Raw genomic sequence first — 17,334 nt, 5'->3', positions numbered from 1 at the left:
CTACATGGCCTACATGGCATGTTCACTGTGCAACTCGCACTGCATGTCATTCAGCAAACAACCAAACACAGCGGTCTGCCGCTCCGCATCACGACCATTCACTAGTTGCTGAATGGCAAGACGCCCCACATTGTCCCCATAATGCCCACGTGACGCGGTGATGCCACCACGAAAAAGTAATTGGCCGGAGCCCGCATAAACCAAAGTCGCACCAGATGTTTCGGCACCAAAACATGCCGCCTCAACGCCATCCCGATCCAAACCAACTGTGACATTTGGAATGCCTTCTGCCTGATGCCATAAACCGCTATGGGTCCATTCACTGGACTGTCCCGCGAGGCTAACAAATAGCACCCGCGCTGATAAATCGCTGGAACAATGACGCATCAAGACAGCCAATTCTCCTAAACTGGAACGCGAACATGGACACTGTGGATGCACGAACATCAGCAATTGAAAATGACTCCCGTTTAACTCTAGCGAGCTGCTCTCAGGCCAGACGTCCGGCACCTCACCGAAGCCACCCGGGGTTTGACTGTACACCCATAGCCAAGCAATTCCGATCCCAACCAAGAAGAGCCATATCAAGCCAAGCATATTGTGCCTAAACAACTGAAACATAAAAAATACACGCAAACGTAACGCAACACCAGACACGCCACAAGCATTAGGGGAATTAATTCATCAGCAAAATATTGATAATAAGCCGAATCAGATGCAATCAACAAAGCACATGCAAGCTCAGCCTAAGCAATCCAAGATTCCTCGATAAGTCGCCTCTCAGGTGCTGAAACATCCTTTCCTTCGTTGACGGACACCAAAGCGGCCTTCTTAATTCGCCGTTTTCTAAAAATGGCTACAACGACCAAAGAATACGACTTTTCCAGCATCGAGCCCAAGTGGCAGGCATACTGGGCAGAAAACCACACCTACGAAGCTAAAGACTTCGAAGACAAACCCACATTCTATGTGCTGGATATGTTTCCCTACCCTTCGGGCGCAGGGCTACACATCGGCCACCCCGAGGGCTACACTGCCAGTGATGCCCTCAAGCGCTTCAAAAAGGCACTGGGCTTCAATGTGCTGCATCCCATGGGCTGGGACGCCTTTGGCCTGCCAACAGAGCAGTATGCTATCAAGACGGGCACCCACCCGGCCATCACTACCAAGCAGAATGTGGCCAACTTCACCAAGCAGCTCAGCCAACTCGGCTTCGCCTACGACTGGAGCCGCGAAGTCAATACCACCGACCCTGGCTACTTTAAATGGACCCAGTGGATCTTCATGCAGCTCTTCAAGAAGGGGCTCGCCTACGTAGATGAAAAACCGGTCTGGTTCTGCCCGGAACTCGGCACCGTGCTCGCCAATGAGGAAGTGCTCAACACCCCCGAAGGCCCTCGCTCTGAACGTGGCAATTTCCCCGTCGAACGTCGCCCGATCCGCCAATGGGTGCTGCGCATCACTGAATACGCCGAACGCCTGATCGCCGGGCTCAAAGACCTCGACTGGCCCGATTCTACGAAGCGCCTACAGGAGAACTGGATCGGCCGCTCGGAAGGGGCAGAAATCACTTTCGATGTCGCAGGGCACGACTCACAGTTGACGGTGTTCACCACACGCCCCGACACGCTCTATGGAGCCACCTACATGGTCATCGCTCCGGAGCACCCGCTGGTCGCCTCCATCACCACCGCTGAAAATCAAGCAGCGGTCGCCGCCTACGTCGAAAAGGCCAAGAGCAAATCCGACCTCGAACGCGCCGAACTCTCCAAGGACAAAACCGGTGTTTGGACCGGTGCCACAGCGATCAACCCGGTGAACGGCAAGGAAATCCCTATCTGGGTCGCCGACTATGTGCTCATGACCTATGGCACGGGTGCGATCATGGCCGTGCCCGCACACGATGTGCGCGACTTTGAATTCGCCAAAGAGTTTGGGCTCGAAATCATTCAAGTCATCGACGACGGCGGCAAAGCTGAGAAGGACGCGGACGGAGGACTCATCGAAGCTTACACCGGCCCTGGCAAGCTGATCAACTCTGGCGAACAAAGCGACAAGGACTCTGAATCGGCCAAAAATGCGGTGATCGAACAACTCGCCGCCGATAATCGCGGTAAGGCGACCATCAACTTCAAGCTGCGCGACTGGCTCTTCTCACGTCAACGCTACTGGGGCGAACCTTTCCCAGTGCTATGGCTCAGTCAAAGCAACTACGACTTGGTCGATGACTCTCTCAAGTCTGTGGAGCGCCCCGTCACTTGTGAAGTCGACGGCGAGCTGCTCTACGCCATCATCCTGCCCGAAGCCGAGCTCCCACTGGAACTGCCCGAAGTCGAGAGCTACACCCCCTCTCCGGACGGACAAAGCCCGCTCTCTAAGGCCGAAAATTGGCTACATGTCTTCATCGACCCCGCGACCGGCGCCACTTCCACGGAGGCCCAGGACGGCTGGGTCCCCGCGATCCGTGAAACCAATACCATGCCGCAATGGGCGGGTTCTTGCTGGTATTACCTGCGCTACGTCGACCCGAAAAACACCGAGGCTCTAATCGACCCTGAAAAAGAAAAGTATTGGGGCACCCCGGATCTCTACATCGGCGGGGCCGAGCACGCGGTGCTCCATCTGCTCTACGCTCGCTTCTGGCACCACATTCTATACGATATCGGCGTTGTCAGCGATCCCGAGCCCTTTAAGAAACTCTTTCACCAAGGCATTATCCTCGGCGAAGACGGTGAGAAGATGTCCAAAAGCCGCGGTAATGTGGTCAACCCTGAAACCATCATCGAAAGCTACGGAGCCGATGCGCTACGTCTTTACTTGATGTTCCTCGGTCCTCTTGAAGCGATGAAGCCTTGGAACACCAAGGGCATCGAAGGCATCGCCCGCTTCCTGCGCAAGACATGGCGCCTGGTGGTAGCCGATGATGGCGAGCTCCAACTCAAGATCGGTCAAAGCGACGCACTCGATCCCGAAACGGAGCGCGTATTGCACGCCACCATCAAGAAAGTCACCGAAGACTACAGCAGCTTAGGCTTCAACACGGCGATCTCGCAAATGATGATCTGCATCAATCAACTCGCCAAGACGGAGGCCCTGCCTCGCGAAGCAGTCGAAGACTTCATCAAACTGCTCGCCCCTCTGGCACCACACATCGCCGAAGAACTCTGGCAACGCCTCGGGCACGAAGGTAGCATCGTCGAAGCCGGCTGGCCGAAATACGATGAAAGCAAGCTCGTCGAGGACAGCGTCAAAATCATCTTCCAAGTCAACGGCAAGTATCGGGGCGACGCACAACTGCCCGCCGATGTATCCAAGGACGATGCCATCGCGGCCGCCAAGGCCAACGAGCGCGTGCAGGGCTTCATCGACGGCAAGACGATTAAGAAAGAGATCTACGTGCCGGGCAAGATCGTCAATATCGTGGCCGTCTAGTCATGACTAATTGCAGGATACGGCATGCAAACTCTGGGCGTCCGGCGACAACAGCCGCTGGACGCCTGCTTGCCTTTGCCCGCGAGACCAGCCAACGAGCTCGCCCTCTCATATACGTTATCGCCGCACTCTGCCTCTGTAAAGTGCCAGCACTGCCGGCGCAAACGATGATAGAGGGCAGTGCCATCATCACCAGTCGTAGCGGCTTAGTCCAGGCATCGAATGCCTCGGGCCAAGCGGTGGCAACGAAACCACATAAAGTGCTGCAACCCGAAGGTCTTCGTATCTCAACGCAGCAAGACGGACAACTGTTTCTAACATTTTCCAATGCCGTGGCCATCGCGCTCAACGAAGAAACAGCCCTGCAGTGCCTCGAATACAGCCAACAAAGCTTCAAGAATGAAGACCTCAGTCCAGGCTTCGAACCGTCTACATCCAAACTTCGTCTACAATTATCACAAGGCCAGTTAGCCATCGCCAGTAATCGACTCTCGCCCCTCTCAGAGTTACGCATCCACCTCCCTAAAGGCGAAGTACGCCTACACAAAGGCACCTGCTTGATACAACTCGACACAACAGGGCTACATATCACCGCCTACGAGGGCAATTTAACCTACTATTACCCCCAGCAACAGGCCCGCGAATTCATTTCCGCTCCCAAATCAGTGCGTATTAGTGAGCAGAGCATCGAGCGCCAACAAATTGCAGAGGCCACAACAGTCGAGTCACTGGATGCAGCGGAAACACAATTGTGTCAGGCCGCTCAACATGCCAGCAAGCGTGTAGTCTTTCAAGCCAATGCACGCGCTGACGCGCCCCCCGTGCCAGTCCTCATTGTAAGTCCTGACTATTTCAAGCAAGCGGACCTCCGTCCTTATCAATTTAATGACTAAGCCCAACAGCATTTCGAGCTATCTGCCCCCCAACTTTGATGCCCAACCGATCGGCCTCATTGCAGGCAAAGGACTCTACCCCATCCTGATGGCCGAGCGTATTCGTGCGGCTGGCTTGCCACTTCGCTTGATTTCTTTTAAAGGCGAAACCGAGGCCAGCTTAATCGAATCCATCCCGCCCCAGCAACACCTACAAATCAAAGTCGGACAGCTGGGAAAGTTACTCAAGTCACTTAAGAAACTCGGCTGTCACTACGCAGTCATGGCCGGGCAAATCACACCCAAACGCCTCTTTCATGGCCTACACCCCGATCTCAAAGCACTCGCGATACTCAATAGCTTAAAAATTAAGAACGCCGAAACGATCTTTGGAGCGATTGCCGCCGAGATCGAAGCCATCGATATCCAAATGCTCGATGCCCGCAGTTTTCTAGATGATCAGCTCGCCAGCGAAGGGCTGATGACTGAAGGTAAACTCAAAGCACCGATGGAATTCATTCAACACGGTATTCAAATCGCAAAGGGCATTACCGAGCTCGACATTGGCCAAGGCGCGGTTGTGCGTAAAGGCACCGTACTCGCAGTCGAAGCTTATGAAGGCACCGACCCCATGCTGCAACGTGCTGGTGCCTTTAAGACAGACGGCCTCATCTTTGTGAAAACAGTGAAGCGCCAGCAAGACTATCGTTTCGATGTCCCCGTCTTTGGGGAACGCACTCTCGATGTCATGCACCAAGCAGGCATTCAAACCGCCGCGCTCGAAGTCGACCGCGTGATTATGCTCGATAAAGACTCGCTGCTAAAGAAAGCTGCTACATTAAAAATTGAGCTACTGGGCTACCATAGCTAGCACTTTTACTTATGCACTGCCCCCATCGGCATAAAAATGTTCCCTGATTGTAAAAAATATGTATATATAGAGTCTATGTTAGGACCTCTCACCCACAAAAAACAAGGTTTTACCCTCGTCGAATTGGCAATCAGCACCAGCATTATTGGTCTTCTTGCAGCAGTTTCCCTACCTGCATTTCAACGCTCCCGAGACAACGTCCGTATTGGTGCACTGGAACACGACCTACGGCTCTACGAACAAGAATTCGACACTTTTGAGCTCGATTACGGGTCCTACCCCAGCTCCCACGCAACTGCCGGCGCACACCCGGAAGGAATGATCGACCGCATGAGTGAGGCTTGGAAGCTCCCTTCACCGATTGGCGGCACCTACCGCTGGATCTACACTACTGAAGCTAAACCAAGTGACCGAAGCGCCTACATTGAGATTGTCCACAACGATCAATCCCCGATCGCCATTGATCCCGTTCGCCTTATAGATATCGATGAGCATATCGACGACGGCGACCCCAGTACCGGCAGGTTGCGCTTAAGCGGCGAAAATCTTAGATACTACATCAAGTTCTAAGGCTTCTTCTCCAGCACCTCGCCAATACTTGATAGCGAGCCATGGTGACGTTTATAATCAATACCGTGCAGAGTAATGATCTCGTCGCCTTTAGGTTGTAATAGATACACCTCCTTTGCCAGCATCGCAGTCTGCCCCTCATGCTGCCCCACCTGCACTGGCCAGGAATCCAAATTCACGAGCACAAAACCACCCTGCTCCTCCGAATGCCACATCTCATAACGAGTAAATTCTCCTTCTCGACTCAGCTCAAAGAGCATGGAGCCTTCCCGATACTCACTCACATAAACATCCGCGTATTTGCGCAGCACACCTGTCTCAGTGCTCAAACTTGGAACGAAATCCGGCGCACTCCGTAAGCGAGGTTGATGCGAAATATCACGCCAGATAAGCTTGAAGCAAACTGCCAGCACGATGCACATCAATATCAATGCGATGCTTGAAGTATACTGATGACGACCACTGCGATATTGTTTTGTTTGAGGCCGAACATAGCCTTCTTCATCAGCGGGTGCAGTCTGAAAAACCTCCTCCATGGACTGACCTCTCAGCAAGCCAACAACTTCCGCAGGCAGCACCTTCAGATCTTTTCGATTCTGCGAATGAGAATCGGTATAAAACAGCTGACCGTTAATCGCACGAACCGTCACTCTCCCATGCTTGGCCAGCACTTCCACTTCAGGAAAATCAACCAGCGAATGCTGCGAACTGGCGATCGCCAATCGATTCAGAGCCAGAATGAAACTCTCTTCATCCTCAAAGTCTGCACTCCACGAGCCATGCTCCAAATCCTCAAAGCCGAAATCTTTGTCAATATGGCGAAATGTGGCGACGAACTGCATCAAAATAAACGGGGTAAATTATAAAAGTCTCAATACGGCGGGGCGAGATTGACCTCAGGATTCAGGCTCTGGAGAAGGCTGTGACGCATCGCCCAAACCCTTGCCCAAGTGTAAACGATACAGTGCAATATCCGGAATATCGATCAAAACTTGCACCAACCATCGCGCCACAACGATTCCAATCACTTGCACAGTGGTGCCCAGCAAAGATGCCAGTGTCGCTGGCACCGAGGTATAATAGAGCAAGGTCAAAACGCCCGCTAGAATCACCACCCCGATCGCTAGCCATGCCAAAATATCAATCATCAAACGAAGGTCCGTATACGCGGATTGTTCACGCACTTTATGCCGCAGCACCCCCAGTTCAGACACATTTGAAGGGAGGTGAGCACCCCGCACCGTCCCCGGATTCGATGCGACTTTCGAACGACGGCGCTTCTTCTTTGAACTGCTGTCCCCCTGCTCCTCGGATTGCACACCACTCGCAGCGACTCGGCCACGCGCAGTACGATAAGCCGCATATGCCTGCTGCCACTGGTGCGCCGACATCTTACGCGTCGTCGGGTCCATCTTCTCGCGGGAAGCTTTAAAAGTATCAAAATCGTCCATCATCTATTCCACTTTGAGATCAAAACGCCCAAAGACTGGCTCCCCTTGCACTTGGATTTGAGCAAAGAGCCGATACCACCCAGCGTTGGGCACATTAAACAAAAACGCGAGTTCAGTGCCCGCTGCCTCTGTCCCGCCGAAACCTGCGGTGCGTGCCGAAGCCACGCTATCCATCGGATGCATATGAGCAAAGCCCCGCCCCTCGCCATCAAAAGCGACCATATGCCCCTTCGCCCCCATCACGGTCTCCAGCGCGATCGAGCCCCCCTCGATATCGGCGATCTTTAATTCAAAACGATAATCACGCCCAGTCTTCAAGCGCTCAGGTGCACCCAACAACTCAAAACGAACCCCGTCCACTAAACTCTCCGTCGAACGCACAAACTCCGGGCGATGCGCCGCACCAGGCACCTCAATCTCAGACAGCGCAATTGCTTGGCTACGACTGCGCAAGGGCACAATTTCGGTAAAGACGCGATACTTCCCCGTGCGCGTAGGCGTGAAATCAAACTGATAACTTCCACTCAAGCCATCTGCACTAGGATGCACGTGATGATAATCTTCCAAAGATGGATCGATCACCATAACATGCATTTTCTTAGTATGCGTCACTGCCAACTCATGTGGTGCGATCCCCGTGCCTCCAGCAGTCTCTAAAGATAAATCTATTGTCGATTTCACTCCTGGCACCAGTGGCTCATCCGATTTGACTTCGGCGACAATTGGATAACTAAAACGGGTCAAATCAATAAACCCGGCATGATTGGTCGCACAAAGCTCAATCTCTCCATCTGCATTCACAATTTCCTCGTAGTGCAAAAATCCACACTGCGCCGCAGGTAAAGCCCGCAATACAAAATATGCGCCGAAAAAAATCAGACTAAGCAATCCAATGGATAGCCAGGTGGCTTGAGATAAAGGTTTTGAAGAGGAATCAGGCATGACAACAGATAAGAATGTGCCAACGCGCCTACCAGGCGCAAGACGGAATGTAAAAGGCAACAAGGTGCACTTGAATACCTACTTAACTTAAAAGAAAAATCAATCGGCCCCAGCAGATCACTTATAATAGTTAGCAAACTGCCTCATACCGTTTCTAACCTTTACACCCACTCGTAACCCTGTCACAGCAATGTGTCCTATGACGGATACAATTAAAGTCGGAATTTGGGGACTTGGTCGCGCTGGACTCAATATGCACGCGGCTGAATTAGGGCTCTACCCGGAGCAGTTTGAACTACATTCTGGCATCGACATAGATCCGGCACGCAATCAAATTCTCGTCGAGAAATATGGCGCAAAAGCCTACACGAATGAAGACGCATTCCTCAACGACCCCGAAGTTGAACTCATTTCCATTGCCACCCGATCCCCGGATCACGTAGCACATTGTGAAAGAGCCCTCTCTGCCGGTAAATACGTGTTCCTCGAAAAACCAATTGGCCTAAGCTATACCGACGGCCTCAAGATACTAGCCTTAAGCCAACAGTATCCTGGCAAGCTCTATCCACGTCAGAACCGCCGCTTCGAAGCCCCCTTTAATCACATCAAAGAGATCATGGCATCCGGCATATTGGGCGATGTGTATGAGATCAAGCTTTGTCGCCATAGTTTCCAGCGCCGTAGCGACTGGCAAACCATCGTCGAATGCGGTGGTGGCCAATTGAACAATTGGGGACCGCACATTATCGACCACGCTCTCCAATTTCTCGACTACAAAGTCGCGGAGATCTGGAGCGACCTAAAGAAGGTGGCTGCGCTGGGTAATGCGGAAGACCATATCAAGATTGTGCTCAAAGGCGAGAGTGGCCGCGTCATTGACATGGAAATCAGCGGAGGGGCCGCTCTACCGCAAAATGAATACACTCTCTTTGGCACACGTGGTGCACTTACCTGCCAGGGCGCTGACATCCATTTGAAATATATCGATCCAGATCAAGAATTCCAAAAAACCGAAGCATTTGCTGGCACCCCCTCTCTCGATGGCGGAGTCAGTAATGCCTATGCCGATCTGGAACCAGTCAAATGGGTCGAAGAGCATATCAAAGTCGCACCCCAAAAGCCGACCCAAATCCACTCCATCTGGCCCGCCCTGTACGATTCGGTCCGCAACAACGCAAAGTTTCCAGTTTCCATCGAACAAGCCGTCGCCGTGCTCAAAGTGACCGACCAAGTGAAGAAAAATACCTCATTTTCTTAGCGACAAGCTTAGCCGCACTCACATTTCAACCACCGGCGTCCACCAGCAGCCCGTGGCATATACGGACACACTACGCACTATGCTGTGCCAGCTCTGCCATGCCCAGGATGCATAGAGAAAAAATCATTCTGCTCCAGAATCATTCTGCAGAAAAATCCGCCTATCGAGCAACTAATCCTCCTCAGATTTATGTTCTCTCGCGTCAAACGCAGCCTTATCAGCCAGTGAGACATGCCCCTCAACCATACCGTTGTCGAGCGGGTCATCCACACGACTAGCTAGGTCCCGAAACAATTTACGCAAGTCAATCACACCCCCGATCAAAAACCAGAAGGTCGAGACAATGCCCAATATGCCAGTGACCACCAAACTGGTAATAAAGAAATACTGGCTCCAGGCCTCATCCGACCAAGGCGAAAACATATTCCAAATCAAGACACCTAAGAAACAGAGTCCAAACTTATAAACGATGGCGTAGCCAAACACCGACCAAGTAATAATCTTATCGCCCCGGGTATACTCCGGAGTGATACCGATCAACTTCTTAAACGCATTGTGTAAGCTCCACTTAAAGGGCTCCTTATATTCATTCGCCACATCATATTCTCCACGGTGCAACAGACGATCCAGATTATAGGGCTTTTTCTGCGTGATCAACGATCCCAGGATGTAAGCCGCAATCCCACTGCACATCGCCATAAAATACATTTCATACGAATTGATCGGAAACTTCACAGCACTCATTTCCCAAGCCACATATGGATTAAACGGGCTCGAAACTGTCTCCAGGAAATGACCTACCGAATGACTCCAGCCATTATCCTCGATCCATGGGTAGACGACTTCCGCCCAATTACGCTGCAGGAATAAGCCCATCAAGGAAAAACCGGAACCGAAAATGATCGCTCCAAAGGCCCCCGTCGTGGTGCCAAAACGACTATACAAACCGAAAATCATGATCGGTCCTGCACCGCCAAGCCATAAAGCCGTCATCATGGTGGTGAACATGATGATGTAATCGATCTGCACGAAGAAAATCGAGACCACGAAAAAGAAAATACAGACCCCCAAAGAACAGAGCCGGAAGAGTAGCAGGTGCCGCTCGGGCGTCAACGGCTCCTTCAAAAACGGAACGATCAAATCCTGCACGATCGTCGAAGAAGCGTTAAACACACGCGAATCATCGGTAGAGATCAACAACATGATCATCAACAGAAGAAACAAGCCCATCAGACCAGTCGGCAGCAGATTCTTCAAGGCCACTGGCAGCATCATCTGATGATACAAAGTGCGGAACTTCTGAAACTGTTGATTTCCCTCCGGCGTGCCACTCAGCGAATCGTGAGCCGCCGCGATATAAGGAGTGTCGATATTATGATCCTGAGAAAGTGGCGCATCCACCCCGATCTCATGCCGCGGCACCGGCACTTGAGCTAAGCTATGCTCCAAATCCGCGCGTGTTCCCACATCCGGCACCGACTCCAGCGCCACCTTTTCGGTCAATTCAGAGCGAATCTCATGCGCCTCATCCGCAAACTTCCCGTGCGTCATCAACGCGATCACCATCACCGCGATCAAAAGCATCATTAAACCCGCAAACAAAGAGCGCCAAGTGCCCAAAATGCCCGCCATTTTTTGCTCATGCGGCGTACGACCACTGGTCGAAGTATCGTTACCAATCCAGCTCGCTCGATTTAAAATACTCCCCATAATCGTCACGAAGAGCGCAAAAATATTAAAGTCACGCAGCTTCTCGATATCAAAAGGATTTATAAAACTCTCTCCATCCACACGATCGATCATCACCGGTCCAATCGTATCGTGCCAGCCAAAGTGCAGGTAAATATAGCCCGCGATGATCACGAAAATAGGATAACTCATCAAGCCCTGGAACGCATCCGAAATCAGCAACGAAATACGCCCGCCCGGCCAAATAATCAGCATACACAAAGCCAGCGATGATGTGACCACCAAGGTAAAAGTCGGCAGCGCCACCCCCATCACCATCACCTCATGCGGCAAACCAAGGAAGTAAATAAAGAAATTAGCCGCCACCGCAGGCCCGATTGCATTCGTCACCATCTCGGCCAAAGTGCGGATCGTCGCCGCCACAATCCGTAACGGTCGATTATAACGCATCTCCAAAAACTGACCAATCGAGAGCGAACGCGTCTCACGGAAACGATACACACAAAAGCCAGTTAGCCCCATCACAATCCCAACGGGCACGGTCAGATACTCCCAGAAAGTCAGCGCATAGCCCACCTGATACTTAGACTCCACCAAGCCCACCAAAGTGATCACACTCAGACCAGCCGTTAAATCGCCCGCACAGATCACATAACGGCCCGCCACACGCCCCGCTGCCAAGTAATCAACCACGCCTCGAACATACTTCTTCGAGTAAACCGCGATACTAATAATAAGAACTACAGGAACAATGGCAATCAGCCAATCAATAGGGTGCATGATAATAGAACACCTGACATAAAATCAGGATAATTTTACTTGGGGGATTTAGCAGCAGACAAATCTACCACTCTTGTAAAAAAACAGGAGCCACGAACCCACAGTACAGATTTCAAAAAATCAACTCTAATATATATTCTTAACAAGTAGTAGCACAGGTCATAGACACGCGCCCCAATTCATTCACAATGACCGAGTGTAAATAAATGAATTTATAGATTGACCTATCAGCTGAGGAGATTTTGCTCCTCAGCTTCCCAAGGAGAGGTGACAGAGTGGCCGATTGTGCATCCCTGGAAAGGATGTGTGCTGGAAACGGCACCGAGGGTTCGAATCCCTCCCTCTCCGCCACTTATAGTCGACATTTGCCTAGGATTTGCCAATTTGAAATGACAAATCGGCAAATCATGACAAAGCATAAGTTCAAAATTACCCCCTTCACCAACCCAAGCGGCACAGAGGTTTTCCGCTTGTCTGGAACGTTTAACGGCAAGCGCATCCGCGAAAACTACTCGACCCGCGAGGAAGCTAAGAACGCTCGGCAGGACTACGAGATCAAGCATCTCAACAATGAGCCCGAGGGCCGCACTCTCTGGACGACTCTCAGCCCCGAGGAGAACCGCGACGCCGTCGCTGCCATGAGTATGCTCAAGGCGCAGGCCTCCGAATACTCGCTCACCTTTGCGGTCGATTACTTCTTGCGCAATTTCCGCCCTCCCGAGCGAGAGAAAGACGCTCAGACTGCGGCACAAGAGTATCTGGACCAACGAGACCGCGACGCCGTGCGCGGCTTCATATCAGACTTACAGTTCAAAGCCATCCGTTCCGAAATGAATTGGTTTAAAATGGTCTTCGGTGAACAGCCCGTTTCGTCTATTTCCATTGATGCTTACCGCTCCTATTTAGAAAAGCCCAAGCAACAGCCCCGCTCCCGTCGCACTCCGCCCAGAGTCACGTCATTGAAGACCTGGAACAACCGCCGCGGCCTGCTGAACACCTTCTGCCTATTCTGCGTTGAAAAGGGTTACCTCGCCGAGAATCCCATGGTTAAGATCCCGAAGCACAAGATCAGTAAAAGCCGCGCCACCGCCGAGACCCTCACCGCCGATCAGGTCAAAGCCCTCATGAAGTTCCTGGAGACCTATACCGGCCCCCCGGAACGTAAAAATACGGCAGCGCAGCCCAAGGGCTTCCTAGTTCCTTTCTTCGCTCTGGCACTCTTTGCCGGCGTCCGCCCCGACTGGAAGCACGGCGAGATCAGCAAGCTTCAATCCTCTGACATCGATTTCAGCACCAACATAATTCGCATCGAGCCCCGAACCTCAAAGGTCAACGAACACCGCACTATCAAGATCCAGCCCAACCTACGCGCTTGGCTCGAAAGATACCCACTTGACCAGTATCCCCAGATCCCACCCAAAAACGTCGACCGCATCCTCCGAGAAGTTCGGCAAGAGTTCTCCCTCGGGCACGACGTCTTACGCCACACCTTCATTTCAATGACAGTCGGCGCCTTCCGTTCGATTGGCGATGCCGCACTGCAGGCCGGCAACTCTGAAGCCGTCATTCGCAAACACTATCTGGATCTTAAGAGCGTCGAGGAAGCGGATGCGTTTTGGGCGATCGTGCCCGAGGGCGAGAAGCTACCAGCCATGGAGAAGAAGGATGGGCGGTATGTGCTGAAGAGTCAGGAGGCCAAGAAATAGGAAAATGAAGTCTAAATTAGAAAAAGAGATACTAGATGACTTGTGCGTGAGACGTGAGAATATTGAAAAGCTGTTTCATCCTCCGCCAGCTAAGAGCACCTTCCATGAATGGATTAATAAGGGTCTCATTGTTCAGGCCAGAGGATTGAGTGGTTACTACTTGCTAAACAAAACGCGGGTCCGCCTGGGCTTGCCTCCCGTTGATGTGAAGCTCGCGCGCGTGGAACGACTGAATCCGCAGGCTGCGAAAAAGAAGTCGGCGAAGAAAGAGGAGCCCAATCCGGTTGAGATACGAGGAACCCCTCCAACACTCATGACGGTAAAAGAAGCGGCGATCTATCTGACAGTTTCAGAACAGTTTTTACGCGACAGAATTGCCGATCACACAATCCAATTCGCCAAGGCAGAGAATCAAATCATTCTCAGGCGTAAGGATCTGGATCAATATTTGGATCACATCCTGCAGCGTAACAAGTAGCCGACCTGCTCAGCTCCTGATTAAGGAACGCGACGAAATGAACCGACGCCTCCAGACCAATCGACATGCAAGACGGTGGCATCGCTGGGGATAAAAGAAAAACGGCCACCAGATTTCTCTGATGGCCGTCGAAGGCTACTTACCCTTTGGAGGGTTATTGTCGCGCCCTCCGCCAGAAGGGTTGCCAGTGGTGCTAGGCCAGCCAGCATTACCTTTGTCGTAGTTTGCTCCAATCATGTATACTTCATTGTTCATTGTTATCCTTTTGTTACGGACGGGGAAATTCCCGCCACAAGGATGTAACTCTTGATAACAACGAGAGAATAATTTTAAGTTAGCAACAAATGAGCAAGATAAAAGCTATTCACTTCCTAGCTACCACTGGCATCGCCCTTGGAATAGCAGCCATCAGCTATACTTATTTAAAGAGACAATATTCAGTCCTTAAGGCTCAAGAAATCGCCCCCGATGCCTTCAGCTCAAAGACAATCGAGCGATTTTTAATCGAAGATAAGAATCACGATAATGCACAGCGACTCAGCCGAGCATTCGAATTCTTGCCAACAGAAAATGATGTAGCTGGCATGCTGGCCTTCACTGCTTTTGAGCGCCACATCACAGAAATATGCTCGTTACGCTTTAAAGCAGAGCCGCCGAAACGTGGCCTGCTCAATTTAATCAAAAAGCTTAGAAGTGCGAACGTGCTTTCACGTGAGAAATACGAGAGCATAAAGGCACATGTTTGCGATGTGCGGAATCCGATGTTTCACGGTGACGTCTACTGCCCGAATAAGTTGAAGGCTTCACTGGCATTCATCAAGAAATTCATGGAAGAATACCCAATTAGTCGCTTTGCAGTATAGATGACACACATTGAGCAAGAGAACATGTCTCACACATCGAAGACTACTTCTTCAGCTCCTTGCGAATTCGTATGATAAGGTAGGTCAGCGTTGCCAGCCCGACCAAGATCCCGACTGCCGCGTTGACACCGTCTAAGATGGCGGTGGCGCCGGTTCCGGCGGTGCCGATCCAAGCGGGCCTTAGGTCGATGATCTGTTCGTAGATGCGTTTCAAAGTGGGAAGATTGGAGGGTATCTAGTCAAGCCCATCGCGGCAGCGATATAGGCCGAAGGCCGTAGCCCCGTAGAAGGCGTTGGAATTGTTTAAGGTTGTCGTTGTCCAAGGGCTCCTCCCCCCTGCCAACCACATCCCCTTCTCCGCACAATGCGTCTGCTCGGTGGCAATGACAGAGCATCGCCCTCCATTAAGTGTCGAGGTCGATGGGCTGCTTGGTGGGCGTCTGGTAGCGTTCGAGTAGCTTTGCAATTTCGCGCTGCACTTGTAGGGCGTTTTGGTGCTCTTTGAGTGTGGCCGTCAGGCTGGCGTCGATCTTCTCACCTTGTGGTGTCTGGTCGAGCACATCGCGAAAGGTGTCGATGCCTTGAATCAAGCTAGTCGCTACCTTGTCGGCTGTGTGCTTCTTCTTGCCCAACCAGACTGCACCTATGGCGAGTGCTCCGTTTAGAACTAAACTCGTGAGTGGCGCGGCTCCAGGGACTGGAATGAGCGACGTGGCGGCTTCGATCAGTGGTGCCATCGAACTTTTGGGACGGACGATGCCGAGGGCAGCGGCTTCTTCGAGGGTGATGTTTTGCTCGGCCGCGACTTCGTCGTAGGGCACGGGCTCGTAGAGCGCACTTTTGACCGTTTCGCAGCCAGTGAAGCAGCTGGCCATGGCCAATATGCTGATGACAAATAGCGGATGACGGATAGCTGATTTCATAGACTGGAATTGTTTGGGTTAACGTTTTTTGAAGGCGGCGGATGGGGCAACTCGGGAGAGTTGCGATCCCGGGGCTTTGGCTGACGCTGATACGCATCCGCCCTCCCCATGAGGCAGGTCGGGAGACCTGCGTTCCCGGACTTAGCTGACGGTGATTCTTTTCGCTGAGATTGCGGAGGTGAGCTTGATGTCTTCGGTCCAGTCGACGGCTAGGACGTCAGAGCGGCTGGACTCTTCACGGTAGGTGCGAACTACATCGACTCCGCCGCGTCGGGTGCGGAAGGTCTTCATGAAGCAGGGATCGTAGAGCGTGGGCGCGTTGTTGCCGTGGAAGAGATACAGCTCACTGCCGACGATGTTCTTGGCGCTCTTGTCATTGCCCCACTTGTTCTCGTCGTAAGAGAGCACGCCGACGCGAATATCGAGGTCGGGGTTGAGTAGGAGCGATGCGAACTGGTTACGGGTGACGCCAACGGAGGCGGCACCTGGGAAGCGGGCAATCACTTGTGGGTTGTGACGGATTGCGGCCCATGCGGGCAGACCGATGACGATGCGGTTGGGCATTTGGCCGGTATCAGTGGCTAGGGCTTCGATTTGCGCGTCGATCTCGGCAATGGGATCGTCCGTGTTGCCTGCGCCACTCCATGCACCGATGCCGCCGACTGCGGCGATGGAACCAGCGACGGCATTGAACACCTTGCGTTCGTGCGAGGCGACTGCCGAGGAAACAAGAGTGCGCGTCTTGGCCTGCTCCAAGTGGAGCGGATCGCCCTGCCCTGCTTCGTCACGCTCGTGGTCGTCGATGGGGATTTCGAGGGCCTGAGGCAAGCAATTGTAGGTGGGATCGGTGGCAGCGAATTCGAGACGACGGGCAGGTCCACCAACAGCTCGGGATGTGTCGAGGATCTGGAAGGCGTTCTTATCAGAGAAGTCTTTGTATTGACCGGTTGCGGCTGGAACAATGACTTCAGGCGCAATAAAATCGGCCAAGGACGAGCGTAGGTCTTGGGAAAGACCGCGGGCGAAGTTGGTCAGGGTGACGTGGAATTTACTGGAGGACATAGTAGGTTGTTCGTTGGGTTAAGTTAGTTCGACTGGGTTGAAGATGACGGCTTCGATCAGATCACCGGCGACGCCACTTTCCAAGGCGATGCTAACGAGCGTGCGAGTCCCTGAACCTGAATCGGGTTGCACCCTTCCCGTATTCATCACTTCAAGTGTATCACCAACAGCCACAGCTGCGCCTAATGATAGTTTTAGCGTTCCAGCAAAGCCGCCCGCGCAAACCGCGATGGATGATTTTTCATTTACATCGGTGCCACAAAGAATCACCCCGAAAGGAACACCCGCAGCGGGGCCTCCGTAATAGTAATGATAGTGATCGATCTTTCCATCGGCATCAATGAAAGCAAATTGGCCTTCCAATCCACGGAGATCGCGTGCGGGAACAAATGGGAGGATTGCGTTGGTTCGGGTGGGCTGGGACATGATTAATAAAT

The 17,334-nt window shown here is 52.3% G+C and carries 17 protein-coding genes and 1 tRNA gene; 9 read left to right on the top strand and 9 right to left on the bottom strand.

The genetic code is table 11. From position 1 onward, the window contains the following. Positions 1-9: 9 nt before the first annotated feature. Positions 10-597: a hypothetical protein gene (locus SH580_RS17740; protein WP_319832160.1), complete on the bottom strand. Its 588-nt coding sequence runs from the start codon at positions 595-597 to the stop codon at positions 10-12. A gap of 255 nt (positions 598-852) precedes the next feature. On the opposite strand from SH580_RS17740, the gene leuS reads away from it, so the two are divergent. The 4 genes from leuS to SH580_RS17720 all read left to right on the top strand — a co-directional run bounded on the left by leuS (position 853) and on the right by SH580_RS17720 (position 5,745). Further along, positions 853-3,432, top strand: a complete 2,580-nt coding sequence (gene leuS / locus SH580_RS17735) for a leucine--tRNA ligase (protein WP_319832159.1) — start codon at positions 853-855, stop codon at positions 3,430-3,432. Positions 3,433-3,434: 2 nt separating this feature from the next. Then, on the top strand, positions 3,435-4,325 hold the full coding sequence (locus SH580_RS17730) for a FecR family protein (protein WP_319832158.1): 891 nt from the start codon (positions 3,435-3,437) through the stop codon (positions 4,323-4,325). Further along, entirely contained in the window at positions 4,318-5,175 is an 858-nt protein-coding gene (locus SH580_RS17725) for an LpxI family protein (protein ID WP_319832157.1), read from the top strand. The genes SH580_RS17730 and SH580_RS17725 overlap by 8 nt, the downstream gene beginning before the upstream one ends. 75 nt (positions 5,176-5,250) lie before the next feature. Then, the gene (locus tag SH580_RS17720) at positions 5,251-5,745 is read left to right on the top strand and encodes a type II secretion system protein (protein WP_319832156.1); all 495 of its coding nucleotides are present in this window, start codon (positions 5,251-5,253) and stop codon (positions 5,743-5,745) included. Here SH580_RS17720 and SH580_RS17715 read toward each other — a convergent pair. From SH580_RS17715 to SH580_RS17705, 3 genes are read right to left on the bottom strand one after another with little or no spacing between them, the layout of a single operon-like run. Beyond that, entirely contained in the window at positions 5,742-6,590 is an 849-nt protein-coding gene (locus SH580_RS17715; RefSeq protein ID WP_319832155.1) for a hypothetical protein, read from the bottom strand. The two genes, SH580_RS17720 and SH580_RS17715, sit on opposite strands and share 4 nt — an antisense overlap. Positions 6,591-6,641: 51 nt before the next feature. Further along, positions 6,642-7,199 (bottom strand): hypothetical protein, encoded by a 558-nt coding sequence (locus tag SH580_RS17710; RefSeq protein ID WP_319832154.1) that lies wholly within the window; start codon positions 7,197-7,199, stop codon positions 6,642-6,644. Next, positions 7,200-8,138: a DUF8832 domain-containing protein gene (locus tag SH580_RS17705; RefSeq protein ID WP_319832153.1), complete on the bottom strand. Its 939-nt coding sequence runs from the start codon at positions 8,136-8,138 to the stop codon at positions 7,200-7,202. Positions 8,139-8,337: 199 nt separating this feature from the next. Here SH580_RS17705 and SH580_RS17700 point away from each other — a divergent pair, with 199 nt between their 5' ends. Beyond that, on the top strand, positions 8,338-9,396 hold the full coding sequence (locus tag SH580_RS17700; RefSeq protein WP_319832152.1) for a Gfo/Idh/MocA family protein: 1,059 nt from the start codon (positions 8,338-8,340) through the stop codon (positions 9,394-9,396). A gap of 171 nt (positions 9,397-9,567) precedes the next feature. On the opposite strand, the gene SH580_RS17695 is transcribed toward SH580_RS17700, so the two are convergent. Further along, positions 9,568-11,865 carry a sodium:solute symporter family transporter gene (locus SH580_RS17695; protein ID WP_319832151.1) on the bottom strand — a complete coding sequence of 766 codons (2,298 nt, stop codon included), beginning with the start codon at positions 11,863-11,865 and terminating at the stop codon, positions 9,568-9,570. A 261-nt stretch (positions 11,866-12,126) separates the two neighbouring features. Here SH580_RS17695 and SH580_RS17690 point away from each other — a divergent pair. From SH580_RS17690 to SH580_RS17675, 4 genes are all read left to right on the top strand, one after another. Next, positions 12,127-12,216, top strand: a tRNA-Ser gene (locus SH580_RS17690). Between the two features lie 56 nt (positions 12,217-12,272). After that, the gene (locus SH580_RS17685) at positions 12,273-13,571 is read left to right on the top strand and encodes a tyrosine-type recombinase/integrase (protein WP_319832150.1); all 1,299 of its coding nucleotides are present in this window, start codon (positions 12,273-12,275) and stop codon (positions 13,569-13,571) included. Between the two features lie 4 nt (positions 13,572-13,575). Further along, positions 13,576-14,049: a helix-turn-helix domain-containing protein gene (locus tag SH580_RS17680; protein WP_319832149.1), complete on the top strand. Its 474-nt coding sequence runs from the start codon at positions 13,576-13,578 to the stop codon at positions 14,047-14,049. Positions 14,050-14,393: 344 nt separating this feature from the next. Beyond that, positions 14,394-14,912: a hypothetical protein gene (locus tag SH580_RS17675; RefSeq protein WP_319832148.1), complete on the top strand. Its 519-nt coding sequence runs from the start codon at positions 14,394-14,396 to the stop codon at positions 14,910-14,912. A gap of 43 nt (positions 14,913-14,955) precedes the next feature. Here the strand turns inward: SH580_RS17675 and SH580_RS17670 are convergent, their stop codons facing one another. The 4 genes from SH580_RS17670 to SH580_RS17655 form a co-directional block, all read right to left on the bottom strand. Beyond that, positions 14,956-15,126: a hypothetical protein gene (locus tag SH580_RS17670; RefSeq protein WP_319832147.1), complete on the bottom strand. Its 171-nt coding sequence runs from the start codon at positions 15,124-15,126 to the stop codon at positions 14,956-14,958. 190 nt (positions 15,127-15,316) lie between these two features. Continuing rightward, positions 15,317-15,835 carry a hypothetical protein gene (locus SH580_RS17665; protein ID WP_319832146.1) on the bottom strand — a complete coding sequence of 173 codons (519 nt, stop codon included), beginning with the start codon at positions 15,833-15,835 and terminating at the stop codon, positions 15,317-15,319. 141 nt (positions 15,836-15,976) lie between these two features. Continuing rightward, complete coding sequence (locus SH580_RS17660) at positions 15,977-16,897, bottom strand: hypothetical protein (RefSeq protein ID WP_319832145.1); 921 nt, start codon at positions 16,895-16,897, stop codon at positions 15,977-15,979. 18 nt (positions 16,898-16,915) lie between these two features. Next, the gene (locus SH580_RS17655) at positions 16,916-17,323 is read right to left on the bottom strand and encodes a hypothetical protein (RefSeq protein WP_319832144.1); all 408 of its coding nucleotides are present in this window, start codon (positions 17,321-17,323) and stop codon (positions 16,916-16,918) included. Positions 17,324-17,334: the final 11 nt, after the last annotated feature.

It is taken from the genome of Coraliomargarita algicola (genome assembly GCF_033878955.1).
Classification (GTDB): Bacteria; Verrucomicrobiota; Verrucomicrobiia; order Opitutales; family Coraliomargaritaceae; genus Thalassobacterium; species Thalassobacterium algicola.
The sequence above is the reverse complement of the archived record's forward strand: the minus strand, read 5'-3'. Positions and strand labels throughout refer to the sequence as shown.

Excerpts from the sequence above, each read along its gene's own strand:
- SH580_RS17740 (WP_319832160.1), bottom strand. The coding sequence starts at position 597 with ATGCTTGGCTTGATATGGCTCTTCTTGGTTGGGATCGGAATTGCTTGG.
- leuS (WP_319832159.1), top strand. The coding sequence starts at position 853 with ATGGCTACAACGACCAAAGAATACGACTTTTCCAGCATCGAGCCCAAG.
- SH580_RS17730 (WP_319832158.1), top strand. The coding sequence starts at position 3,435 with ATGACTAATTGCAGGATACGGCATGCAAACTCTGGGCGTCCGGCGACA.
- SH580_RS17725 (WP_319832157.1), top strand. The coding sequence starts at position 4,318 with ATGACTAAGCCCAACAGCATTTCGAGCTATCTGCCCCCCAACTTTGAT.
- SH580_RS17720 (WP_319832156.1), top strand. The coding sequence starts at position 5,251 with ATGTTAGGACCTCTCACCCACAAAAAACAAGGTTTTACCCTCGTCGAA.
- SH580_RS17710 (WP_319832154.1), bottom strand. The coding sequence starts at position 7,199 with ATGATGGACGATTTTGATACTTTTAAAGCTTCCCGCGAGAAGATGGAC.
- SH580_RS17705 (WP_319832153.1), bottom strand. The coding sequence starts at position 8,138 with ATGCCTGATTCCTCTTCAAAACCTTTATCTCAAGCCACCTGGCTATCC.
- SH580_RS17700 (WP_319832152.1), top strand. The coding sequence starts at position 8,338 with ATGACGGATACAATTAAAGTCGGAATTTGGGGACTTGGTCGCGCTGGA.
- SH580_RS17695 (WP_319832151.1), bottom strand. The coding sequence starts at position 11,865 with ATGCACCCTATTGATTGGCTGATTGCCATTGTTCCTGTAGTTCTTATT.
- SH580_RS17685 (WP_319832150.1), top strand. The coding sequence starts at position 12,273 with ATGACAAAGCATAAGTTCAAAATTACCCCCTTCACCAACCCAAGCGGC.
- SH580_RS17680 (WP_319832149.1), top strand. The coding sequence starts at position 13,576 with ATGAAGTCTAAATTAGAAAAAGAGATACTAGATGACTTGTGCGTGAGA.
- SH580_RS17675 (WP_319832148.1), top strand. The coding sequence starts at position 14,394 with ATGAGCAAGATAAAAGCTATTCACTTCCTAGCTACCACTGGCATCGCC.
- SH580_RS17665 (WP_319832146.1), bottom strand. The coding sequence starts at position 15,835 with ATGAAATCAGCTATCCGTCATCCGCTATTTGTCATCAGCATATTGGCC.
- SH580_RS17660 (WP_319832145.1), bottom strand. The coding sequence starts at position 16,897 with ATGTCCTCCAGTAAATTCCACGTCACCCTGACCAACTTCGCCCGCGGT.
- SH580_RS17655 (WP_319832144.1), bottom strand. The coding sequence starts at position 17,323 with ATGTCCCAGCCCACCCGAACCAACGCAATCCTCCCATTTGTTCCCGCA.